14 protein-coding genes and 1 riboswitch are annotated in these 23,518 nt (G+C 39.7%); of the genes, 1 reads left to right on the forward strand and 13 read right to left on the reverse strand.

Going from position 1 to position 23,518, the window contains the following annotated elements; all coding sequences use genetic code 11:
• The 8 genes from LJD61_RS11730 to LJD61_RS11765 all read right to left on the reverse strand — a co-directional run.
• Positions 1–825, reverse strand: an 825-nt coding sequence (locus LJD61_RS11730) for a TNT domain-containing protein (RefSeq protein WP_255227733.1), incomplete at its 3' end; no start/stop codon positions are given.
• Positions 826–885: 60 nt separating this feature from the next.
• Complete coding sequence (locus LJD61_RS11735) at positions 886–1,221, reverse strand: RHS repeat-associated core domain-containing protein (protein WP_255227734.1); 336 nt, start codon at positions 1,219–1,221, stop codon at positions 886–888.
• A 738-nt stretch (positions 1,222–1,959) separates the two neighbouring features.
• Positions 1,960–2,475 carry a hypothetical protein gene (locus tag LJD61_RS11740; protein ID WP_255227735.1) on the reverse strand — a complete coding sequence of 172 codons (516 nt, stop codon included), beginning with the start codon at positions 2,473–2,475 and terminating at the stop codon, positions 1,960–1,962.
• A 17-nt stretch (positions 2,476–2,492) separates the two neighbouring features.
• Positions 2,493–3,278: a pre-toxin TG domain-containing protein gene (locus LJD61_RS11745; RefSeq protein ID WP_255227736.1), complete on the reverse strand. Its 786-nt coding sequence runs from the start codon at positions 3,276–3,278 to the stop codon at positions 2,493–2,495.
• Positions 3,279–3,799: 521 nt separating this feature from the next.
• Positions 3,800–4,027: a hypothetical protein gene (locus LJD61_RS11750; protein ID WP_255227737.1), complete on the reverse strand. Its 228-nt coding sequence runs from the start codon at positions 4,025–4,027 to the stop codon at positions 3,800–3,802.
• Between the two features lie 15 nt (positions 4,028–4,042).
• Complete coding sequence (locus tag LJD61_RS11755; protein ID WP_255227738.1) at positions 4,043–10,231, reverse strand: DUF6531 domain-containing protein; 6,189 nt, start codon at positions 10,229–10,231, stop codon at positions 4,043–4,045.
• 28 nt (positions 10,232–10,259) lie between these two features.
• The gene (locus tag LJD61_RS11760) at positions 10,260–12,305 is read right to left on the reverse strand and encodes an S-layer homology domain-containing protein (RefSeq protein WP_255227739.1); all 2,046 of its coding nucleotides are present in this window, start codon (positions 12,303–12,305) and stop codon (positions 10,260–10,262) included.
• A 98-nt stretch (positions 12,306–12,403) separates the two neighbouring features.
• A riboswitch (cyclic di-GMP riboswitch) is annotated at positions 12,404–12,486 on the reverse strand.
• Between the two features lie 109 nt (positions 12,487–12,595).
• Positions 12,596–12,979, reverse strand: a complete 384-nt coding sequence (locus LJD61_RS11765; RefSeq protein ID WP_255227740.1) for a (deoxy)nucleoside triphosphate pyrophosphohydrolase — start codon at positions 12,977–12,979, stop codon at positions 12,596–12,598.
• Between the two features lie 329 nt (positions 12,980–13,308).
• Between LJD61_RS11765 and LJD61_RS11770 the strand changes: the two genes are divergently transcribed.
• A complete protein-coding gene (locus LJD61_RS11770) occupies positions 13,309–14,283 on the forward strand; it encodes a D-2-hydroxyacid dehydrogenase (protein ID WP_255227741.1) in 975 nt (324 codons plus the stop codon).
• A gap of 145 nt (positions 14,284–14,428) precedes the next feature.
• On the opposite strand, the gene LJD61_RS11775 is transcribed toward LJD61_RS11770, so the two are convergent.
• From LJD61_RS11775 to LJD61_RS11795, 5 genes are all read right to left on the reverse strand, one after another.
• A complete protein-coding gene (locus tag LJD61_RS11775; RefSeq protein WP_255227742.1) occupies positions 14,429–16,351 on the reverse strand; it encodes a sigma 54-interacting transcriptional regulator in 1,923 nt (640 codons plus the stop codon).
• 189 nt (positions 16,352–16,540) lie between these two features.
• Entirely contained in the window at positions 16,541–17,632 is a 1,092-nt protein-coding gene (locus LJD61_RS11780) for an NAD/NADP-dependent octopine/nopaline dehydrogenase family protein (protein ID WP_255227743.1), read from the reverse strand.
• A gap of 111 nt (positions 17,633–17,743) precedes the next feature.
• Positions 17,744–19,492 carry a hydantoinase B/oxoprolinase family protein gene (locus tag LJD61_RS11785; protein ID WP_255227744.1) on the reverse strand — a complete coding sequence of 583 codons (1,749 nt, stop codon included), beginning with the start codon at positions 19,490–19,492 and terminating at the stop codon, positions 17,744–17,746.
• Between the two features lie 30 nt (positions 19,493–19,522).
• Entirely contained in the window at positions 19,523–21,586 is a 2,064-nt protein-coding gene (locus tag LJD61_RS11790; protein ID WP_255227745.1) for a hydantoinase/oxoprolinase family protein, read from the reverse strand.
• A complete protein-coding gene (locus LJD61_RS11795; RefSeq protein WP_255227746.1) occupies positions 21,583–23,469 on the reverse strand; it encodes a TRAP transporter permease in 1,887 nt (628 codons plus the stop codon). Before LJD61_RS11795 ends, LJD61_RS11790 begins: the two co-directional genes overlap by 4 nt.
• Positions 23,470–23,518 lie beyond the last annotated feature (49 nt).

A 23,518-nucleotide genomic window follows, 5' to 3' on the forward strand; every position in this document is an offset into this window, starting at 1 on the left:
TTTTATAATAATATATCCTTGTTTAATCAATTCTTGTATTGGCATGGGTAATTCATACTGAAGGCCTAATCCAGTTGAGCCTCCCCAAGGTGCTACCGTTGATTGAGTCACTCCAGGGATTGGTTTTACAACTTGTAGCTCAGTATAAATTGATGGACTTGTATTAGGTGGTAACGACAAGCTATCAGGTAATGCTCCAGGTGCAGTAACGTAGTTGCTTTTTGGACCAATATTCCCATATCTACCCAGAGATTGTCCTGGCTGTAAATCAACTTTGATTTCTGTTCCTGGGACTGCACCATTATTAGGCGGGTAATTCATACTGCCATCTGCCTTATACCACGAGTTCCCCGCGCCCTTATTAGCACCTCTAGTAAAATACAAATCTAAACCCAATCCTATAAGATTTATCCCTGCTTGTATATATACTTCTTTAGCTTTTTCATTATTTCTAGAATGTTCTTCATAAGTCTTTAGCGCTATAATTTGTTGTTCTAGTGTTAATCTATTAAAGCCTTCTGGAAAGATGTCAGCATGGTCATCTGCATTGTTAAGTATTAGGTAATAGGATACATCATTTAGTAGTTTCAGTTCTTCTTGTGTTAGTATAATAGAGGTCTCTGGGAATATGTCATCGGGTTCTAAACTGCTGCTTATTGTTACTTTATCTTGAGGACAATCACTATACTTGGTATTATTACCTGTATTTCCACCAACAACTTTGCTTGTTGTCTTATCTACAGCACTTGGCTTATTAGCAGGGGCAGTTGCTCCGCCTGGGCCTAAGTCTTTATGGCTTAATCCCAATGGGTCTACATACTTCAATGGATTATTTACTACGTATGGGTATGGGTTTAGTGTTTGTGGTGCTGTTATATCTCCCGGTCATGGGTCTTCAGAGATAAATCTGCCTATCTCTGGCATGTAGTATCTTGCCTGAGCATAGTATAGTCCTGCTGATACATCGTATTGGTAGCCTGTGTATCCAAAGGTGTTGTCCGGTCCCGGCCAGTTTTGGTCAAATTTCCTTTCCGGAAGGGGCCTTCCGAATTCGTCATAGTTATAGTGGGCTGAGGTTTTTCCGTTTTCTCCTATTACTTTTATTATACTGCCTAATTCGTCTTCCAGGTAGTATATCCTTTCTGACTCTTCCGATAGGTTTGTGCCTGTTCCGTCAGGTATCCAGCCGTTGTCATGGTCGGTAAGTTCCCACATGTACATGCTTATTTTGTAGAAGCAAAAATAACAGTCCCTAATGCTTATACACAAACTTTTTCAATGAATACTTTTTCCACTCCAATGTCTTTCAATAAAACCTACTGTCTTGCAGTATTTTGTTCCCTGCTGGAAACCCTGATATAACCTACTTTCATATGCTTGCCCCCCTTTATAACTAGTTTGTTGAGAGTTCAGGATCTCACTTCTGAAACAATTCCAAAGTGTCCCATATGCTGTACTTTTCGCATAAGACACAACTAGGTCAATAAGCTGTACATTAGAGCGGTTTTTGCCCTTTGGATACATTCTTTCGCTGCATGTTTCAAAAGCTTACTTATATTCACTTCAGAGCACTTTTCAATGGAGTTTCATACTGTTTGGAGGCAATAAAAGACAGTCATCTGACTTTGTCAAATGACTGCTCTCTTGTTTTTGCAGGGTATTTGCTCCTAATACAAAACCACTACCTTATCTTTAAGAATTTTTGTTTCTATAAAATAGTAATATAGTGATTCCGTAGACTAATATACAATTCTACGTTTTTTAATGTTTCAAATAGCCGAGCATCATGTGCAAGGCGCTACCTTAGTGGAAGCCCAAGAAGATACTTTCGGAAAAAAGAGAAGCTTCTCAAAGTACATTAATACGGTTGAGAAGCTTGTTACTTTATTGAATTATCTGGTTTTCAATTTGTAGATATATCCAGTGCCCGGCACTTAGCGATTTCAAGTTTTGAATAAGTTATTTATGCCTTTCAAATTCGTTTAAATGAATTATATAACAAACGTTGAATAAGATTTTCTTTTCATTAAGTAGCTTTATAAACTCTTCATAAGAAAGAACTCCACAAACTATCTCATGTTCACCGCCTTGGTATCTTGCCAGCATCATTAATGTATTTACCGGTGACTGCTTTAGCATGTACTTAACTATCTTACAGAAATCATTAAAGTGCTGCTCCTTAACTATCAAAGGTGTTAAATTGTATTTTACGTCTTCATCAGTGACCCAGTATGGCATTAATATGTTTTTTTCATCTATCTCAAAATCAGAGTCACAAATTGTGTAAGCATCGAAAAGCTCATCCCTTTGTACTCCCAAAGAATACCACAAGCCTTTTGTCTGTGTCATGAAGTTCCAAATATCTTTGTAACGTAATTCTTCTTGTATTTCGTTCTTTATTTGAATAGATGGTTGAAACGGCAATTCTACAGGTTTCTCTTGTTGTTGTACTAGTATATTCAAATCATAGGACATCTTCATTCCTCCTATTCTTATGGCAAGAAACTATCAAAAGATAAGTCAGTTTCAAATTGAACACCATTCTTTCGAGATTTGATGACGATATTACCAAGGTCATCTAATCCAATGTCTGGGTTATCCCCAACTTTTTTCATAAGGGCTTTATAAGGTGAATCTTTGCTTGTCAACTGCTTAAGTATATCACCTTTAACTTCATGGAATCTACCTTTTCCTAAACCATATGTCCTCTCGTACCATTTTGCATCCGGGAACTTAATTTTTCCGCCTGCAAATAGTTGTAAGTCAATCTTGAAAGCGTCATCAGTCTTAACCGTTCGCTCTACTACTTCATCAGCATTCTTCAATGTAGTCTTTGCTAAGTCGATACCTTCATCAACAAGGCCTAAGCCTTCTCTTGCTGCTTTGCCACTGACTATAGGTACAAACACACATATAAATGTTATTCCTCTGTCTATCCATGTTAGCTTTTCTCCCGAGATTATGTCATATCCAGTCAGTACTTCTTGTACATCCTTTACATCCCCTACTATAGGAAGCAGCCCTACTCCTGCAGATGCTATTTGTCTTGCTATGTTAACAGGTATATTCAGACTATTGGCATTACCTGCATAGTAGATATTTCTCCTTCCGTTACCAGTCCCCTGAGGGCAATCACTATACTTAGTGTTATTACCTGTATTTTCCCCGACAACTTTGCTTGTTGTCTTATCTACCGCACTTGGCTTATTAGCAGGGGCAGTTGCTCCGCCTGGACCTAAATCCTTATGATTTAATCCCAATGGATCTACATACTTCAATGGATTATTTACTACGTATGGGTATGGGTTTAGTGTTTGTGGTGCTGTTATATCTCCCGGTCATGGGTCTTCAGAGATAAATCTGCCTATTTCAGGCATGTAATATCTCGCCCGGGCATAGTATATTGACGCCGCTCGGCTGTAATTGAGATGATGTATGCTATATTTTCAGGTTTCTATCTCTGACGACCCCAGTCTGTAATTGACATCATGTATGCGAAACCCTTGTCATTCTAATAGTTTCTTCATTTTCTTCATCCCCATTGTTATTATCTCCCATATGTATTTTTTGAATCACCCCCCAATTTTCTGATTTATGTCCCAGTTTTATGCATCAATCTAAAGCTAATTGTCCACTTTATTTTTTAGCCCTCATTTGTAATGACTTCTTGACGTCCTTATATATAAAATTGTACGCCGATTTGAAGTTATAGGCAAGAAGAAAGGTCACATCAGCCGAAACTGTGTGACCCTTGAATTAAAGCTTTTTAATGTTGTGACCTTTACTACACCCGAGGTTATTAAAATTGTTCATGAATAAAACTCCAAATCTCTAAAATGGTCTTGCCTTCAATCCTTCCCTTTTCAAATAATTCTGCAGTTGTTTTAAATCCTTGCGTATAACTATCTCTAACTCTGGTTAAGTATCGACCATCTTTATTTTGACTTATCCAATATTTTTCGTTATTATACTTAAAGGAAAATTCCTCCCCCCAAGTAACTCTTTCGATTAACTCTTCGTATGTCAAAACAACACCTCCTGTTTACCTACCTATAGGTTTTCCATCTGGACCATATTTCCAAAAATGCTCATGTGGCCATTCTGGATGCATTTTTGGATTTCCATGGTTTGTCATATCAATGTCTCTGATAGCCTTTCCGTCTGAACCAAACCATCTACGTGTCTGAACATTTCCCGCATCATCAAGAATATCAATACTTGTATTTGGAGTACCCTTATATCCTGGATTTTTTATTGTAGTACTGTGGTTTGATGATGGTGTAATATCAATCTCATTGCCTAGATTGTTTTTTATAGTGCTACTCGTTCCCTTAAATGAACTGCCTTCTGTTGCAACAGCTACATTCAAACTGTCATTTAATAACTTAACTAGTTTATTTTTAGTGTCTTCATTTCCATTTAACTCATATAATGGTCTTAGAGTATTATACATAGTTCTATTAAATTGTGCTTCAACAAGGTCCGACATTTCATAAGCTATTTTATATTTTCTTTGTAGTTTCAAAATTTCTATTTCTACAATTTTATTGATTTCACCTAGAGATAAATTATTTTTATTGCCTATTTGCTGTTGTATATTGTACTGTAACTCTAGTTCCCATGTCTTCCACGGATTTGCTTTATCCAAATCCTTTGGGTCTACCTTCTTTGGTGGACAATCACTATACTTGCTATTATTTCCCGTATTCTCTTCAATAACTTCCCTTGTTGCCTTATCTACCGCACTTGGCTTATTAGCAGGAGTACTGCTTTCGCCTGGGCTTAAATCCTTATGATTTAACCCCAATGGATCTACATACTTAAGCGGGTTATTGACTACATACGGGTATGGATTCAGTGTTTGTGGTGCTGTTATATCTCCCGGCCATGGGTCTTCGGAGATAAACCTGCCTATCTCTGGCATGTAGTATCTCGCCTGAGCATAGTATAGTCCTGCTGATACATCATATTGATAGCCTGTGTATCCAAAGGTGTTGTCCGGTCCGGGCCAGTTTTGGTCAAATTTTCTTTCGGCCAGTGGTCTTCCGAATTCGTCATAGTTATAGTGGGCTGAGGTTTTTCCGTTTTCTCCTATCACTTTTATTATACTGCCTAATTCGTCTTCCAGGTAGTATATCCTTTCTGATTCTTCCGACAGGTTTGTCCCTGTTCCGTCGGGTATCCAGCCGTTGTCATGGTCGGTAAGTTCCCACATGTCCATGCTTATCTTGTCCAGTCCGTTGGTGTATCTTTGAACCTGGTAGTGGTCTCCGTATATCATCAGTATGTCATTTACAGGAGAGGTTATGTCTATTGCATAGTTTATTACCATTTGATCTCTCTTGTGTTGGTGACCCCAGCCCGGTTTCGGATTGCCTCCATTGCCGTTATTGCCGTTTTCATGGCCATAGGCATTTCCGGGGTTGTCCTTGTCATGGCCGTATGCATTACCGTTTCCATTTCCGTTGCCATTACCGTTGCCGTTGTTGCCTTTTTTCAGGTCTATGGTTGTTTTTATCCTGTTTCCAAATCCGTCATAGGTGTAATTCGTCGTTTCTTTGTGTTTGTTTGTCACTTCTGTCAGCATGTTGGCCGCGTTGAATTCATATTTGTTAAATATCTTTTTGCCGCTGGATATTTGTGTCAGGTTTCCTCTGTTGTCATATTTGTATTCTTTGTCGTCGTCTTCTTCATCTTCTTTGTCTTCTGTATCGTTATCTTTATTTGTTAGGTCAACAGGATCTGGAGTTAGTTTCTCATCCTTGATGATGCTTTTTATATCATTTTTCTTTACCAGTTTGTTCATTATGTCGTATTGGTAGTTTGTTGCTTCCTTTATTTCTCCGTTTTCCCATTCTTCCAGCCTTATTCTGTTGCCCAGGGTGTCATAGAAGTATTTTCTTGTTTCTTTATTGTTTTTCATGACTTCCGTGAGCCGGTTTAGTGAGTCATATTTGTATGTTATGTTTTCCTTGTCTTCATCTTCCAGCGCTTCTTCATCCAGGTCGGATTTGTCCTTGTATATATTTGTCTTGTTTCCTGAGGCATCATATGAATATTTATATTTGTCTATTATTTTGCCTGAGGGGTCTTCGTGGGCCAGTTCTTTTATCCTGGATAGGGCATCGTAGGCATATTGTGTATTTGAGCCGCTTGGGAGTGTGCGTTCTATGAGGTTCCCCAGCTCATCGTAATTGTACTCGGTTATCCTGTCATAGGCGTCCGTTACGGTTTTTAGTCTTCCTGCTTTGTCGTAGCTGTAGGATACCTCACTGCCGTCCGGGTATATGATATATTCTTTTTGTCCTCCGGGTGTCCAGCCATATTCGGTGATTTTGTTTTCAAAGTCGGTTACCTTCAGTATCCGGCCCAGAGGGTCCAGGTCCATAGTAGTTGTGCCCATCCAGTCCTTCATTTCTATAAGCTGTCCTATGGCATTATAGTCAAATTTGACTTCTTTTCCGTCATCGTAGGTTATTTGTGTCAGCAGATTTGCGGCATCGTATTCGTAGCTTGTGGTGCAGTTATCTCTGTCTTTCACGGATATGAGGTTTCCGTTTGCGTCATATTCGTATATCGTCACTTTTCCTGCAGCATCTTTTACTTTTGTGAGCAGTCCTCTTTTGTCATATTCATAGGTTGTTATTTGATGTTCCATATTCAGATTTGCTTGCAGGTCAAAGCTTTCAGGTGTTCCCTGGCCATATACTGCATCAGTCACTGTTTTATCTTTGCTTTCGATTGTCGATTGAGGGTTTATTGAAAGCGCATCGGTAGAATTAACAGAGCTTTCGGCTTTTCCATATACTGCATCTGCAACGGTTTTTGCCTGCTTGTTTTCTCCGTATACCGCATCGGTTACCGTTTGTATGCTCATAGCTGTAAAGGAGCTTATGGTACTTCTTTCTATGTTTCTGTATTTATGGACTTCTATGAGGTTTCCCATATTGTCATATACATACTTTGTATTATTGCCTTCTGCGTCCGTTACTTTTGTCAGCCTGTCTGCCGCATCGTATTCATATTTTGTCGTATTGCCCTTTTCATCCGCTACTGAGGCTGCTTGTCCCGTCTTTGTATATTGGAAGCTTCGGGTATTTCCATGGGCATCTTCTATAGCCTTTATTCGGTTTATCTTGTCATAGGCGTATTTTGTTTCATTGCCCAGTGCGTCTGTTATTTTGGTTATATTTCCGTTATCATCATATTCCCATTGGGTTTGGGCACCTTCCGGGTCTATAGCTTTTATGAGCTGTCCCATGGAGTCATATTCATATTGAGTTACTTCTCCGTCCGGGTCTGTTGCTGCTTCCAGAAGCCCCAATTGGTTATATGTGTAGGAGCTTGTATTTCCCAGTGCATCTTTGATTTCATTTATCCTGCCTGCCTCGTCATACCGGTATTCTGTGGCATGGCTCAGCCCGTTGGTTACTTTTATTATTCTTCCTGCAGCATCATATTCATAGGTTGTTTCAACGTTCTTGGCATCTGTGGTTTTTACCAGCCTGTTTAATTCGTCGTATTCATAGGCTGTTATGTTGTTTGCCGGGTCTTTGGCTTTTATTATATTTCCATTGGCGTCATATTCCAGGGCTGCCAGATAGGTTTCGGGGTCCTTTACCGATATTACTCTGCCCTGCGAATCGTATCCATATTCAATGGTACCGCCGTTCTTATCGGTTATCTTCTTGAGGTTGCCCAGTTCATCATATTCATAGCTTATCTTATTGCCGAGCCGGTCTGTGATTTCAATCAGCTGGTCTCCTTTATTGTATTTGTATTCTACAGTTTCGCCATTCGAGTCTGTGATTTCTTCCAGCTTGCCGTTTACATTGTATTTATAGGATGCGCTGTTTCCTTCCGCATCCGTGACCTTTTTATATTCTCCTGTGTCCGTATATTCATAGCTTGTTTTATTGCCGTTGGGGTCGGTCACAGCTTTTATCCTGTTTTGGGAGTCATATTGGTATTTGGTTCTGCCTCCCAGAGGGTCTTCGATTTCCAATATATTGCCCTTGTTGTCGTAGGTTATTTCCGTTATGCTGTTATCCGGCTTTGTGATCTTCACAGGCAGTCCTTTTGAGTTATATTCAAAGCTTGTAGTTCTTCCGGTAGGGTCTGTGCTTGTCAGCATATTGCCCTGGCTATCATAGGTAAAGCCGTAGGTGCTGTCGTCAGGTTGCTTTATGGATGTAATCCTGTTGTTTTCGTCATAGGTGTATTCGGTGATTTGATTCAGCGTGTCTTTCATATATGTTATGTTTCCGTTGTCGTCATAGCCGTAATAGTAGGTATTGCCTTTTTTGTCGGTAAATGAGGTTCTTTGGTCTTGGTCATTGAAGGTGAATTTTTCTGTTCCGTCTTCATATACCACTTCGGTTATTCTATACTTTTCGTCATATTTATATATTGTTTTGCTGCCGTTTCTTTCTGTCAGAGCAGTTGTCCTATTTGCATCGTCATATTCAAAATACATTGTATTTCCGTCTGCCAGGGTCTGCTCTACCACTCTGCCATAGCTATCGTATATATTTGTTATATTGCCGTCTTTTCTCGGGCTTATTATATCTGTCATCCTATTTTCGGAATCATATTTGTATTCTATTATGTTTCCTTCAACATCTCTGAAGGTTGTAAGGTCTCTTCCCGTATAGTCGTATTCCACATATCTGCCTGTATGGTCGGATATCTTTCTTATGTATCCGTCGCTGTAGTATTGAATCAGCAGATATCCGCTATCCGTTCTTATTTCTCTTAACATCAGGTCTTCATAGATATATTTTACCGAGTTTCCATTGCAGTCTATGGCTTCTGTCTGTTGGCCTCTCTCATTGAATTTGTATTTCGATTTGTCACGGAGCGTAAGTGTATAGGTATCGTCGGCGTTTTTCTCCAGTTCACCGTATTTCCCCGGTTCAGGAGAGTATTTACCATTGCCCGATGTTGTGAATATTTCCCTATGTCCGTCTTCAAATATCATTTCTACGGTTCCGTCATTCATGTCCTGCAGTCTCGCCTCAAAATTATGGTGCCAGTTGGCCCCCATATCGCCGTCATACTGGTCCCTGGAGTTGTAGAATCGCCTGAAGGATAAGGGGAAGCTTCCCGCTACTTCTATATCACTATGGGTATAGATATAGTTGCCTGTGGCGATATTGACGGGGTCTCCGATAAAATCCCCTGTTGTCAGATCCATCAAGCCGCAATGACTGGCTGAGTCATCGCCTTCTTTTCTTTCAGATGGAGGAGGGGCACCGCCCTTTTTAGGCTCCAATACCAATAGGTTATTCCCAACATATGCTATATAAGGATACACAAGCTCATTTGCCTCGATTATCTCTGTAAACTTATCATAATCATCATAGTAATGTTTTGCCATATCCGGGAGCCTGTCATGGGGTCTTATAACATGTCTCAATACCTCTATAGGCCCTAAATCCACTGTTTCTTCATCTTCTTTAAATTCGGGCTCTCCATTTTCGTCCAATATAGGTTCTCCAAGCTCATCTATCACAGGTATTTGATTTATATTTGTCTTTGTAGCTGAAATATTGACTATTGCGTAATCAGGCAGCCCCGTGTAGAAGTACCATTCATCTTCGTCTATCTCTATTTGTATTTCGCTATCTTCACTTGTTTCGACAGATTCTATAGCTCCTTCAGAATCTCTTTCTATTCTGACGGCTCCTTTAAAAATATTGTTTATAAATACCTCTATGTTTGATGTGTTCTCTTCTATGGCTCCGTGAACCTTAAATAAATTGTCTTCAAGGTTAGGGTCGATTTCCATGTCTTTTGCTGCAGTTGTTCCGACACCAAATGATGTTTTTAAAGGAAAATCTTTAAATTCATCATTTGGTATGAACATGATAACGTATCTGCCGACAGGGACAACTTCTCCGTCATTTCCCCTGCCATCCCAAGTCCAATAATTGGGGGTATATCCGCCATGGGAGCGGCAGCTGCTTTCATATACCAGGTTTTCATCATTGCTGTCCACATTGTTCCTATATATTTTTATTATGGTGTCATGATCCACCTGGAAAATCCATTCTATGGTGATCTCTTCCCCTGCACTGGGATTAAAAAGCTTCGGTATAGCCCTGATATACTTTTCCTGGGAATCGTTGCCGTCATCCCCCGCAAGGGTATCTGCAGGAAATACTAATGTAAATATCATCACAAACACAAGCATAAGGGCTATTTGCCTCTTGCATTTATTTATCATCATATTTTCACTCCCTTTCCAATAGGATTTGCTACATCCTGCCCAGCTTTTCAAGGTATCTGTAAATCATGGCTGCAGCTTCAGCCCTTGCAGCATTTTTTTGAGGATTTATTTCATTATTGTAGCCTTTTATTATATCGAGCCCTGCAGCCCTTTTCATCGAATCCAACGCCCATGAGCTTATTTCGCCCTTGTCCTTATAGCCGGACAGATCGGATTCTTCATAACCCTTATCCGTTGATATATCTTCATATGCTCTCATAAGTATTGATACCATTTGCTCTCGTGTTACGGGACTATTAGGGTTGAAACTGCCATTGAAGCCTGATATCCAGCCTTTCTTATATGCAATATATATGTATTCTGATGCCCAGTAGTTATCGGGAACGTCCTGGAATGTTGACTTGTTGTCAGGCTGTACCTCTTCTTCATCTATATTGAGGCTGCTTATTAATATTTTTACAAATTCTGCCCTGCTCATCTCTTTATCGGGCTTAAAGCTCCCGTCTTCATAGCCGTTGATGATATGGTGAGCCGCTATAGTTTTAACTACGTCATATGCCCAATGCTTTTCAATATCATTAAAATCCTTATTATATATCATCAGAGCTGCTCTTCCGCTGCCTTTTACCCTTGCTGCCAGTGTATTGGTTTTATGATCAACTTTTAATGTGATTGGTTTTGGCGCTTTGTTTTGCTGTATTTCGTATAGGCATATTTTCTTAGTGTTATCGTTTATAGCTATATCTCTATAGCTTATAGATATTTCCATAGGCTTTAAAAGCTTTGCATCTTCTTCTATATTCCATCTGTATACCGGTGTTAAAGATAAATAGCCATCAGCTTTATATTGCATGTCCTGATAGATAGTTATATGTACATCCTTATCAAAGCTTCCTTTTGTTATTTTTATGGTCATTCTGCCATCTTGAGATGTTATAACTTTATCCTCGTCTGCTTTTACAAGCTTTCTGCCGTTTACTTCTTCTTTTTCGCCGTTTTTGTCTTCCTTGCTTGAGCTTGAAGATGAAGAGCCTGGGGTTGGTGTTGGCGTTGGTTTTGGTTTTGGATCGGGATTTGATGGTTCTTCCGGATTGTTCTCCGCAAGGAGCCCTCTGTTTACCGCATCGGTTATTTTTTCCGTGGTCATGCCTCTTCCGTCATACCATATGACCTTGTCTCCCGATAGGAAGGCTTGCTTGGGTATTGTTCCGGCAGGAGACTTTATAGGCTGCCCGGTTATGGTGTTTACGTTGTTCAAAACAAGTTTATTGCCTTGTATTATCAGCAGAGAATCTTCGGAAAAAGCTATAGGCCTATGATTTTCATCCCCTACAGTCAGCTTAGTGGTATAGCCGTTTTGGGTATCATACATGTATACCTGGCTCACTTTGTTATGTTCGACCATCCAAACTACTTTGCCGCCGGACACCAGCGGATCCAGCTCATCTCCCAGTCCATGGGTGAGCTGCTTTTCAACTTTTTGGGATATATCATACATATATATGTCAAAATCTCCGCCCCTGGCATCCACCCAGGCAATAACCCGGCCGTCAAAGGCTACACCGAAGGCTTCTGCTTCATTTGACGATACTTTTTCTATGGTTTGATTTTGAATATCATATAGCATGATATTTTTATCTCCGTCTTTGTTGTCTACCCAGACCACCTTGTTGTCCGATATGATAGGGTCCTGATGGTCGCCCTCTATGCTTGATATTTTTTTCTCCTGTCCGCTTGTAATGTCATATAAGTAGATATCAAAGCTCCCCAATCTACTTTTTGTGTGCTCTCTGTTATCCTGCCATACTATATAATTTTGCCATACATCCGGATACCCCTGGGTGTTTTTATCGTGAGTGATTTGAGTTTCTACTCCTGTCGATTTATCCAGGTGATAAATATCCCAGTTCCCGCTGCTGTATGACATCCACACAATGCTGTTGCCATGCGTACGAATGTCTCCTTCAGGTTTAGATTTAAAGGAGACATCATCATCAGCCCGTACAAATCCTGCCAGTATTAGTGTAAAAAGGAGTACCACCGGCAGTACAGCAGGCTTTTTCTTTTTTCTCATTTGCTATTGCGCCTTCCTTTCGTCAATATAATAAAATTTGGGGCATAAAAAAAACCTGCGCCGAAAAAGCGTAGGTATCTTTATACTCTACATACAAATCCGGCAACCCGGCTGTCATGGAATATTCTTTAGACCCGTGGCTTTGCGTCCTTACCTTTCGATAAGTTTGCCCTTTACATAAATTTGTATTTTTTTATAATATTCAACACTATTGGTATGATTCCTCTATTTTTTGGTCGATATATATTGACATGTTTCGACTTATTTCATCTGGGATAAGCCCTTTTCCGCTATCTCCTGCTCAGCAACTTCTCGACGAAATTAACATCAGCAGGCATAAATTCATATAGCGGCATTTCTTCTAATGTTACCCACCTCGCATCGTTATGGACATTAAGCCTCATGCTGCCGCCGGTTATCTCCGCATTAAAAACGGTAAAGAGGATTTCTTTGCTGTCGAAATGGTATACATTGGTGGTGAAAACCTCCAGCACTTTTATATCCAGCTCCAGTTCTTCTTTGATTTCCCTGATAATACACTCCTCAAGGCTTTCACCCTCTTCAAGCTTTCCTCCGGGGAACTCCCACAAGAGTCCGCATTCGTCCTCCGCTCCCCGCTGGCATATGAGATACCTGCCATCATCTTTTATTATTGCTGCCGTTACATCTTTCATATTTGCACCTTCATCCTTAAGCTTGATTGATACATTTGTACACTTGGTTTTGCCATCTCTTAGAATTTCTATGCATAGCCCGCAAAACCTCTTTTACAGATTATATATTATGGTTGATTTTATCCCTGTTAACCATTAGTATGAGATTGAACGAGACTTCATTGTTATGAAAGTCCAGCTTAGTTGTCATCCTGAGGGCTATGCCCGAAGGATCTAATAAGATTCTTCAGTCGCTTTGCTCCTTCAGAATGACAGGAAATGCTTTCATTTATCGTGGTACGGGCACCGCATGAGAATTCAGTGTTAAAATCAGTAAAGGAGTATGATATATGAAAATAGTTGTATTGGATGGATATACATTAAACCCGGGAGATTTGTCCTGGAAAGCCATTGAAAATTTCGGAGATTTGGTTGTATATGATAGAACCTCATTTGGCAGAAACGATGATGATTTGATCTTGGATAGGATCCGGGATGCAGATATAGTCTTTACCAATAAAACTCCACTATCCGAAAATGTTATAAAAAAGGCTGGAAAGCTGAGATATATAGGGGTCCTGGCAACAGGCTACGATGTAGTGGATGTTAAGGCTGCATCCCAAAATGGGATTGCTGTGACAAACATACCCAGCTACGGCACAGCCACAGTTTCGCAAATGGCAATCGCACTCCTTTTGGAAGTATGCCATCATGTGGGAGTGCATGATGAATCCGTACATAGGGGCGAGTGGGCCAACTCGCCTGATTGGTGCTACTGGCACTATCCCATCATTGAGCTGGCAGGCAAGACTATGGGCATCATAGGCTACGGCAGGATAGGGCAATCTACGGGAAAAGTCGCTCAGGCATTTGGTATGAATGTGCTGGCATACAATCCCAGCAAGAACAAGAGCTTAGAAAATGAAACCATGAAATATGCAGGTCTGGATGAATTGCTGTCTTCCTCAGATGTCATAGTATTGCATTGCCCTTCCAATGAAAGCACAAAAGGAATGATAAACAAAAATTCCATAGTTAAGATGAAGGATGGAGTAATAATCATCAATAACTCCCGGGGGGCTCTCATCGTGGAAGAAGACCTAGCAGAGGCTTTGAATAGCGGGAAGGTAGCAGGAGCCGCTGTTGATGTGGTGTCATCCGAGCCTATAAAAGAAGACAATGTGCTGCTTAAAGCAAAGAATTGCATAATAACTCCTCATATATCATGGGCTTCAAAGGAAGCAAGGCAGAGGATCATGGATATGGCGGCAGACAGCTTGGCCCGCTTCTTATCAGGAAATCCCATCAATGTTGTGAACAAGTAACATCCAATAAAAGCATGGACCTCCTGAGCAGTAACACTGCCAGGAGGTTTTGTACAGCTTATCTATATTATCAGCATGTTCACGTATCAATAGACAGATAAAAGCCACCAGTCCGTGTCTTTAATTCAGGTTTCTCATGCATTGGTTAAAAATCATAAATGTTTAATTTTTTCATCTTCCGATAAAGCGTATTTCTTCCAATCCCCATGTGTTTAGCAACAAGTGATTTATTATTTTTATATTGTTCCAATAAGCTCATAATAACCCTTTTCTCATTTTGTTCAATGATATCAAAGGACTGAGAACCCTTTGAATAAATATTAATTTCTTCGAGCATATCGCCTACACATAGGTTTATTAAATTGTCAATATAAAGCATATCCTCAACGCGGTTCTCATCTAAAAGTATAAAAAATCGATTTATAAACATTTTTAATTCACGAATGTTTCCAGGAAAATCATATCCCATTAATTTTTGGCACATTTTATTATAAATAAACCGAAAATCATAGTTTTTATATATATTTATATCACTTGACAATCCTTCAATAAGATATGGCAAATCGCTCATTCTATCCCTAAGAGGCGGAATATTAATTTTAAGTGTCCCTATTCTATAATACAAATCTTCACGAAATTCTCCATTGTTAATCATCGACCTTATGCTTACATTGGAGGTAGCGATAATTCGTACATTAACCGGGATTATCCTTTTACCTCCAATTCTAATAATTTCTTTTTCTTCAATTACCCTCAATAGTTTTGCTTGAAAGTTTTTAGGTATAGAATTAATTTCATCTAAAAACAGAGTTCCCTCATCAGCTATTTCAAACAGTCCCTTTTTCCCGTTGCTGCTTGCTCCAGTAAATGATCCCGGTTCATACCCGAACAACTCACTTTCCAAAAGGTTTTCGGGCAACGAAGCGCAGTTGATAGCAACAAAAGGGTAGTTTTTCCTGTAGCTATAATTATGTATGCTTTGAACAAATAGCTCCTTACCTGTTCCGGTTTCTCCTTCCACCAAAATAGGGAGATCACTTCTGGCATACTTTTTAGACAAGTTGATAGTGCTGAGAAATATAGGGCTTTTCCCTATTAAACTGTCAAAGGTATACTTGGCAATAAATCCGTCAGCCCTTTTGATTCTTCTTATGGCATCCCCTATATTCTCTATATTCTCCGCATTCTGAAACGTAGATATAACTCCCACAACTTTATTATTTATTTTAATGGGGATTCTGCTGACGGAAAGATGCATATTCCTTATTACTTCGATACTATTAATTTCTATATCTCCAGTCCTGAGGGTATCTGTCAGCCTAAGGTCACTCGCGATCTCGTCTATATGCTTGCCAATCACAAGAAAGCCTTCAAGCTTAAATAATCTTGCAGCCTCATCATTGAAAATATGTATCTTACCAAATTCATCTATATAAACAATTCCTTCATGCACATTATTTATTATGAGATCTCTAAAAATTTCATTGCTTCGTTTCTCTCTGATCGCCTTAACGACCTCTATTGCTTTATCAATAGAGGCATAGATAATACTTTCAACAGAATATATTTCAATTCCTCTTATTCCGTAATCCTTGCAAATGGATACCGCAAGGGTGGTACCTATTAATAGTTTTATTCCCTGCTGCTTAAGATCAGCAATTTTTTTCTTCAGATCGCAAATACTGTTATAAGTCAACTGAACTATATTCAAACCTATAAAATCAGCCAGCGCTACAAAATCAAATTCGAAATCATCAAAGGAGGGATACATCAGTGCAACAGTTTTCTCCTCGAATTTCAGTGCTTGAGTAAAAGCATTCACCGCATCCACGAATGTCACGCGAAATGGTATGACTGGTATGCTTACCTTGTCTTTTACTTGAATATAATTCGTTTGTCCGGTGACAATCGCATCTATACCCTCATTTTGTAATTTTTGCGCTAAAGGCAGAGATTCATATCCCAGGGACGAGTATATGCAAACTTCGACATTTTTCAAATATTGTATATACTTTTCAGCTCTTTCGGTAAAACCTTTGTAACCTAGCAGTGCTATTTTTATCTTCATGCGAGCTCAACTCCCATCAGCCGTCATCTAAATAACAATAAATACAAGTACCTGAGCGAACCACTAACAGGCAAATCATCATCGCAAGAGAATCATACAAATATCGTAAATATAAGCCTTCCTTGGTTAAGAGTATATCATATGGTGTATATGTATTCCAAATATTCTGTCTAAAGCTTAAAACTTATCTTATGGCTTTCCCGTCTTAAAATAATGCATCAATCTTGCTTTGTCCATGTCTTTTATTCCAAGGCTTTCAAGATTTCTCCCTTCTTTTCTGAAATCGATCCCATACAACGTGCTTAATATAGTAATAACTGCGTCTATGTTTGGCGTCGGAATTCTCGCTATTTTCCCCAGTTCAGAAATCGGAACCAATCCTGTCGGGACATCCTCTTTAACATACCTCACATCCAGAGTCTTTGGTGCAGCAACACCTCTATAAGCCTCATTACTCTGAATAAGTTCATATACATTTTTTCCACTTACTTTATAAGAGTCTTTGAGCCATTCTTCGATGCTCCTGATCTCTACAGAAAATCCCTCCGCTACATTCAATCTTTCTTCATCAAGCTTTTCAATAAATTTAACAACAGATTGGGACATTCCATCCTTATAATGTTGAAATCCATTTTTATCTGATTCAATCCTCCCGATATTCATCATAGTTGGCGCAGGATGAAACATTGAACCTATATTGGCCAAGCTTGTGTATATGACGCTTTCTCGTGGTTCAAACTGGGGATAATAAACCCCAAGAGCATTTATTACTTCACCGACTTTATTAGCTGGAATAGAAGCGATATCCACTTTTCTCTTGACACCTTTTATTTCCACCGTAAATCCATTATGTTTTCTGCAGGAATATATAAGGGTTTGTGTCTCCGCAACTATAACATCTTTAGTGCATTTGTTCTTTCTAATCTCATTTAAAAAGCAAAGTGCTCCAGCTGTTCTCCCCGGATTGAGCACCACTATCTGCCCATCTTCCAGATATTTGCTGCATTCTTGAGCTATCATCTTGTGGGCGAAAGCCGGAGCTACAATCATGATCAACCTGACGTCCTTTATTGCATCCGATATATTATTTGTTACAAGATTCATTTTGGCAAATCCTGTCTTATCAACGCCTACAAGCTTAATTCCGCCTTCCTTTATAATATCAGCCGTGTATTCTGGAAATAAATCACACAGGTTAACTGAAGCACCAGATAAAGAAAGATATGCTGATATTGCCATACCCCCATTGCCTGCACCTATTACTGCTACTTTTTTATTCATTTATGCAACCCCCTTTATTATTTTAGAGACAGGGAATCTATAATTACGACCCCTTCAATGTTATGGAAGAGGCCGCAATTATATAGAATATTATGCTTTAACCTTAATTCTTCAGTGTGATTCCCTTTCTCTTAGTTCATTTGTGGCTTCAATGTCAACTTTCTTTTTATCTATATCAATAACAACGCCATACAGCCTCTTTGCATTTTCCAAGCTGACCTTTTCATTTATAACATCATCAAAAACTAGCTTTACATCCCTTTCCAATGGGTCTCCGAAACCACCAGAGCCCGCAGTTTGAGCACTCAATATGTCACCTTTCCCCAATTCCACACCTGACATTTTTCCAGAGGGCAAAACATATTCTTTATGGGTGCCCGGATTTATAACAAATCTGCCCGTATCTCCCTGCTTGCCACCAAACAAGCCCCATGGAGCAAATTTCTGTCTATCTCCGTGAGAACTGAAGGATGTCTCTTGAAGGATCAAATAGTCTCTCCTGAAGCCCAGACCTCCCCTATACTTTCCTGCTCCGCCGGAATCATTCCTTATTTCATATCTGTCAACAAGAATGGGATACTCATTTTCCAAACACTCTATTGGCAGATTTGATGAATTTGTGATATGAACGTGCACACCATCTAACCCGTCTTTATTATAACGGGCACCAAAGCCTCCGCCTAAGCTCTCCGGATAAACAAAGAATTTGCCTGTTCTTTCATCTTTGCCGGATAATACGACTGTCTGAACAGCACTATTGCAGCCCGCCATTACTTGTTTGGGCACAAGATTGGACATGGCTCCGAACACAACGTCCGCTATACGCTGACAAGTATCGGTTCTTCCTCCAACAGAAGCGGGAGGTACAGGATTTACGATTGTGCCTTCCGGGGCATATATGGATATAGGTCTATAGAATCCGCCGTTTGGAGGCAGACTTGGATCGATAATCGCTTTCAGTGCATAATATACTGTAGCCTTCAAAGCATTTTCTACCACGTTTATAGCACCTTTAGCCTGCTTTGATGAACCTGTAAAATCAAGATATATCGTATCTTCACTTAAAACAAGTTTAACTTTAATAACTAGCTTCTTCCCTATATCAACTCCATCATCGTCCATATAATCTGTGAATTCGTATTCCCCATCGGGTAATGCTAATAATCCGGCTCTCATTTTTCTTTCACCGTAATCGAGTAATTCTTCCATACCTGATAAAGTAATATTCTTGCCGTATTTGTTCATTATATCTGCTAATCGCTCTGAACCAATTGTGTTTGCAGCAATCTGTGCAATTATATCCCCTGTCCTCTCAAAATCTGTACGGCAATTTAAAAGGATGATGTCCAGGATATCCTGCTGCAGTTCTCCTTTTTCCACGATCCTGACCGGCGGAATCCTTAAGCCTTCCTGGAAAATGCTTGTACTATCTCCAGACATGCTGCCCGGCACTCTTCCCCCCACATCAGAATGATGAGCTATATTAGCAACAAATGCTACGACTTCATTATTAAAGAACACAGGCGCTGCAATGGTTATATCAGGAAGATGAGTACCTCCCCCATTATAAGGATCATTTGCTACAAACATATCTCCAGGGCTCATTTTCTCCAGCGGGTATTTCTTTTTGATCTCACTTATAATGCCCAGCATTGAGCCCAAATGAACGGGTATATGTTCAGCCTGAGCTATTGTTTCACCCTTGACATTAAAGATAGCACAGGAACAGTCTTTTCTTTCCTTAATATTTGTTGAATAAGATGTTCTTACCAGCGTGCCTCCCATTTCTTCTGCAATGGACATAAAAGCATTGTTTAATACTTCTACAGTAATTGGATCCACTATAACTCTAGTATTCATGTTATCCTCCTTATACTGATATTTTCTGATTTATATATCTTTTTCATATGAAATCATTACATTATGGCATTTATCAATCGTAACTCTGTGTCCGGGAGGAATCACTATGGTTGCATCCATCTGTTCTATAACGGCTGGCCCCATAAATGTATTATTTGCCTTCAATGCGTCTCTATTGTATATTTTTGTTGGAACATATCCGTTTGCTTCTTCAAAATACACGTCTCTTTCTTCAATAACGGCACCACTGGCATCTTCTCCTCCATCAGGCTTTTCTTCAAATTTTACGGTAGAAACTTTACCTAATGCTATAGTCCTGAAATTAACTATCTGAATACGAGCACCCTCTCTGCAATATCCATATTCTCTCTTGTGCTCTTTATGGAATAGAGATTTAATTTCTTCTATGTTATTCTCATCGATTTTGTCATAATCCACATTAATTGAAAGCTCAAAGTTCTGACCAAAATACCTCATATCCGCATGCTTTATTATGACCCTCTGACTTTCAGAAATCTTTTCAGCATCCAGCCAGGCATTCCCTTCATCCACAAGACTCTGGAAACACTCATTCATCAAATTGATATTTTCTTTGTTGAAATCTGCAATATTTGTCTTTACATAATCCGAACGGATATCTGAAACAAGCAGGCCAACGGCACATAGGATGCCAGGATTGCTTGGCACCATAACTTTTTTGATTCCAAGGTCTTTTCCGACTTTGGCAGCATGCAGCGCTCCTGCACCTCCAAATGCTACAAGAGTGAATTCTCTCGGATCATACCCTCTCTCAACAGACACTACTCGAATTGCTCTGGCCATATTGGAGTTGACTATTGTTATAATACCGCGGGCCGCTTCTATTGTGCTTATTCCCATGGGCTTGGCTATATTCTCCTCTATAGCCTTGCATGCTGCTTCTTCATCAATTTTCATCCTTCCGCCCAAAATATGTTTTGGATTGAGCCTATGAAGAACCACATTAGCATCTGTTACAGTAGGCAATGTGCCCCCCTTACCATATGAAACAGGTCCCGGAGAAGCTCCGGCACTTTCAGGTCCTACTTTCAGCATTCCGCCGTTATCGATCCATGCAATGCTTCCACCACCCGCTCCTACAGCGGTAACGTCAGTCATAGGCACTCTGACCGGGAATTCAGCTATCGCTTTAGATGTCGTCAATTTGGGAGAGTTGTTTTGAATCAAGCATACATCGGTACTGGTTCCGCCCATATCGAATGTAATGATGTCCTTTATACCAGCTATCTTTGTGATGTATGCGGCACCTGAAACACCTGCAGCAGGACCTGATAAAGCAGTTCTTATGGGTTTCTCAAAAGTTGTTTCTATTGACATCAAGCCGCCGTTTGATTGATTTATATATGGCGTTACACTCATTCCCATCTCTCTGACACGTTGCTTAAACAAATTAGCATATTTCCCTACAATAGGCCCAATATAACTATTTAGCGATGTGGTTGTCATTCTTTCGTACTCCCTGTATTCAGGAAGCACATCACTCGAAATAGATACATATGCTTCGGGGTGGCGCTCTTTTATGATCTCCTCAACAATCTTCTCATGAGCAGGATTCTTATATGCGTGCATAAGACATACAGCGTATGATTCAACGCCTTCGTCTTTTAATTCATCCACAACTTTTTCTACTTCTTTTCTGTCTATAGCCTTTAAAACACTTCCATCGTACATTATTCTTTCATCTATTTCTTTTCTGAACCTTCTAAATATAATTGGCCGGGGTTTATCAACTTGAACATCATATAACGAAGCTCTCGTCTGTCTCGCCAATTCTATTAAATCCCTAAAGCCCTTTGATGTTATTATTCCGGTCTTGCAGCCTTTCCTTTCAAGTGTAGCATTGGTCGCTACCGTTGTACCGTGAGCAAGATAAGCCATTTCATCTGGAAGCACATTGTTCATTGACATTATTTGACTTATGCCGTCGCCTATTGCTTCAGACGGATCCCATGGGGTTGAAGGCAGCTTATGCGTTTTTATATCTCCGGTTATTTGATTGAACATGCAAACATCTGTAAAAGTGCCGCCAACATCTACACCTATCTTATAAATCATAATTTAACCTCCTCTAGTGTACTCGCTTTGTTTTGTCTTTTTCTCTGAATAATCAATATTATTAATAATGCAGCAAAGACCACTAAACCAATTATGTCGAAAATTACATTCTGCCATAACAAAAATACAGTTGCTGCAAAAAAACCAAACCTCAAAATAGCATTAAGCTTAACTATAAACCATCCCTGCACAAATCCTGATATTGCATAGCATGTTACAATACCAACTATAATGGCCCAAATAATACTAGGCGTACTTCCTTGCATAAGATATGCAGGGTTATATACAAACATATATGGTACAAAGAAGGCTATTATAGCAAGCTTGCACGACTCGGACGCAGTAGGTATGGATTTGGTCCCTGCAATACTGGCACCTGTATATGCTGCTAATGCAACGGGCGGGGTAATACCGGACAAGCATGCAAAATAGAAAATAAACATATGAGCTGCTATTGGCAATACTCCCATCTCTATCAGAACCGGAGATAATACTGATACACATAGTAGATATGAAACTGTTGTGGGCAAGCCCATTCCAAATATTATTGCAGTAACCATACTAAGCAGCAGTGCGAAAATGACCTTCCCTCCCGATAAGCTAATGATCAAAGTAGAAATTTTCAAGCCTAATCCCGTAAGGTTAATAATACCGATTACTAAACCGGCGCATGCGCATGCACATGCTACGGAGGCTATGCCTTTTGCCGAATAGGCAAGGGTATCAATAATCTTTTTAAGACCCATCCTTCTTTCTTTATCCAAGTAACATACTAATATGCTTGCTACCATAGAATAGAAGGCACATGCAATCGGAGAAAGCTTAAATACTACCAGCAAAACTATTAGCAGTACCAGAGGCATTAAGATCAGCCAATCCTTTTTCAGCACTGCCATAGCTGATGGAATCTCTTCCTTGCTCAATCCTTTTAGATTGATTTTTGCTGCCTTGCAGTCTATAGAAATCCAAATTGTAAAGAAATACATAAGCGCAGGTATAATTGCCGCACGCATAACCTCAAGATATGGAACCCCAAGGAATTCCGCCATTAGAAATGCCCCCGCCGCCATAACAGGAGGCATGATCTGTGCTCCGATAGCAGCGGAAGATATTACTGAGCCGGCAAAAAGATTATCGTATTTCAGCTTTATCATAAGGGGCACAATTATAGAGCCGGTCGCTGCCACACATGCTACAGCACTACCAGATATAGTGCCGAAAAGAGCACACGCTATAACCGCAATCTTAGCCGGCCCGCCTCTTGATCTTCCTGCTACACCTTTGGCCAATTCTAGGAAAACGTCCCCAGCCCCGGTTTTCTCTAAAAAAGCTGCAAAGATTACAAACATTGTCACAAATGTAGCTGCCGTGTCCAAGGCCGTACCAAATAGCCCATCATAGGTATATAAAGCCGTGATTATGCGTTTGATGCTATACCCTTTATGGCCTAGCATTCCGGGAATATAATTACCCAATAATCCATATGCTATAAATATTATTGCAATCAGAGGAAGCGCAAGACCATTAGATCTTCGGGTAGCTTCCAAGACAACAATGATGGCGATTATTCCAAATATAATATCTGCATTAGTTGTCCATATGCCTCCTCGAGTCAACATATCGTTCATTTCAATAGCAATATAGATACAGGATGCCAAGCCGCCGAGCATAAGCAAGATATTACCGATTCCAATTTGCTTTTCCCCCTCTTTTGAGAAAAATGAATATGTCAAGTAAATCATGATCAGTACGAACATAAGGTGCGTTGTTCTGAAAATATTGGCAGGGAGAGGGTAAAATACCAATGTGATAATATGGAACAAGGACATCAAAGCTCCGATAATATATATAGACTTGTTTAAAATGTTATCTTTTTCTGCCATCTAATTTCCTCCTTTTTTAGATAATTAAAACAAGTGCAACCACTAGCTG

The organism is Lutispora saccharofermentans, assembly GCF_024363565.1.
Taxonomy (GTDB): domain Bacteria; phylum Bacillota; class Clostridia; order Lutisporales; family Lutisporaceae; genus Lutispora; species Lutispora saccharofermentans.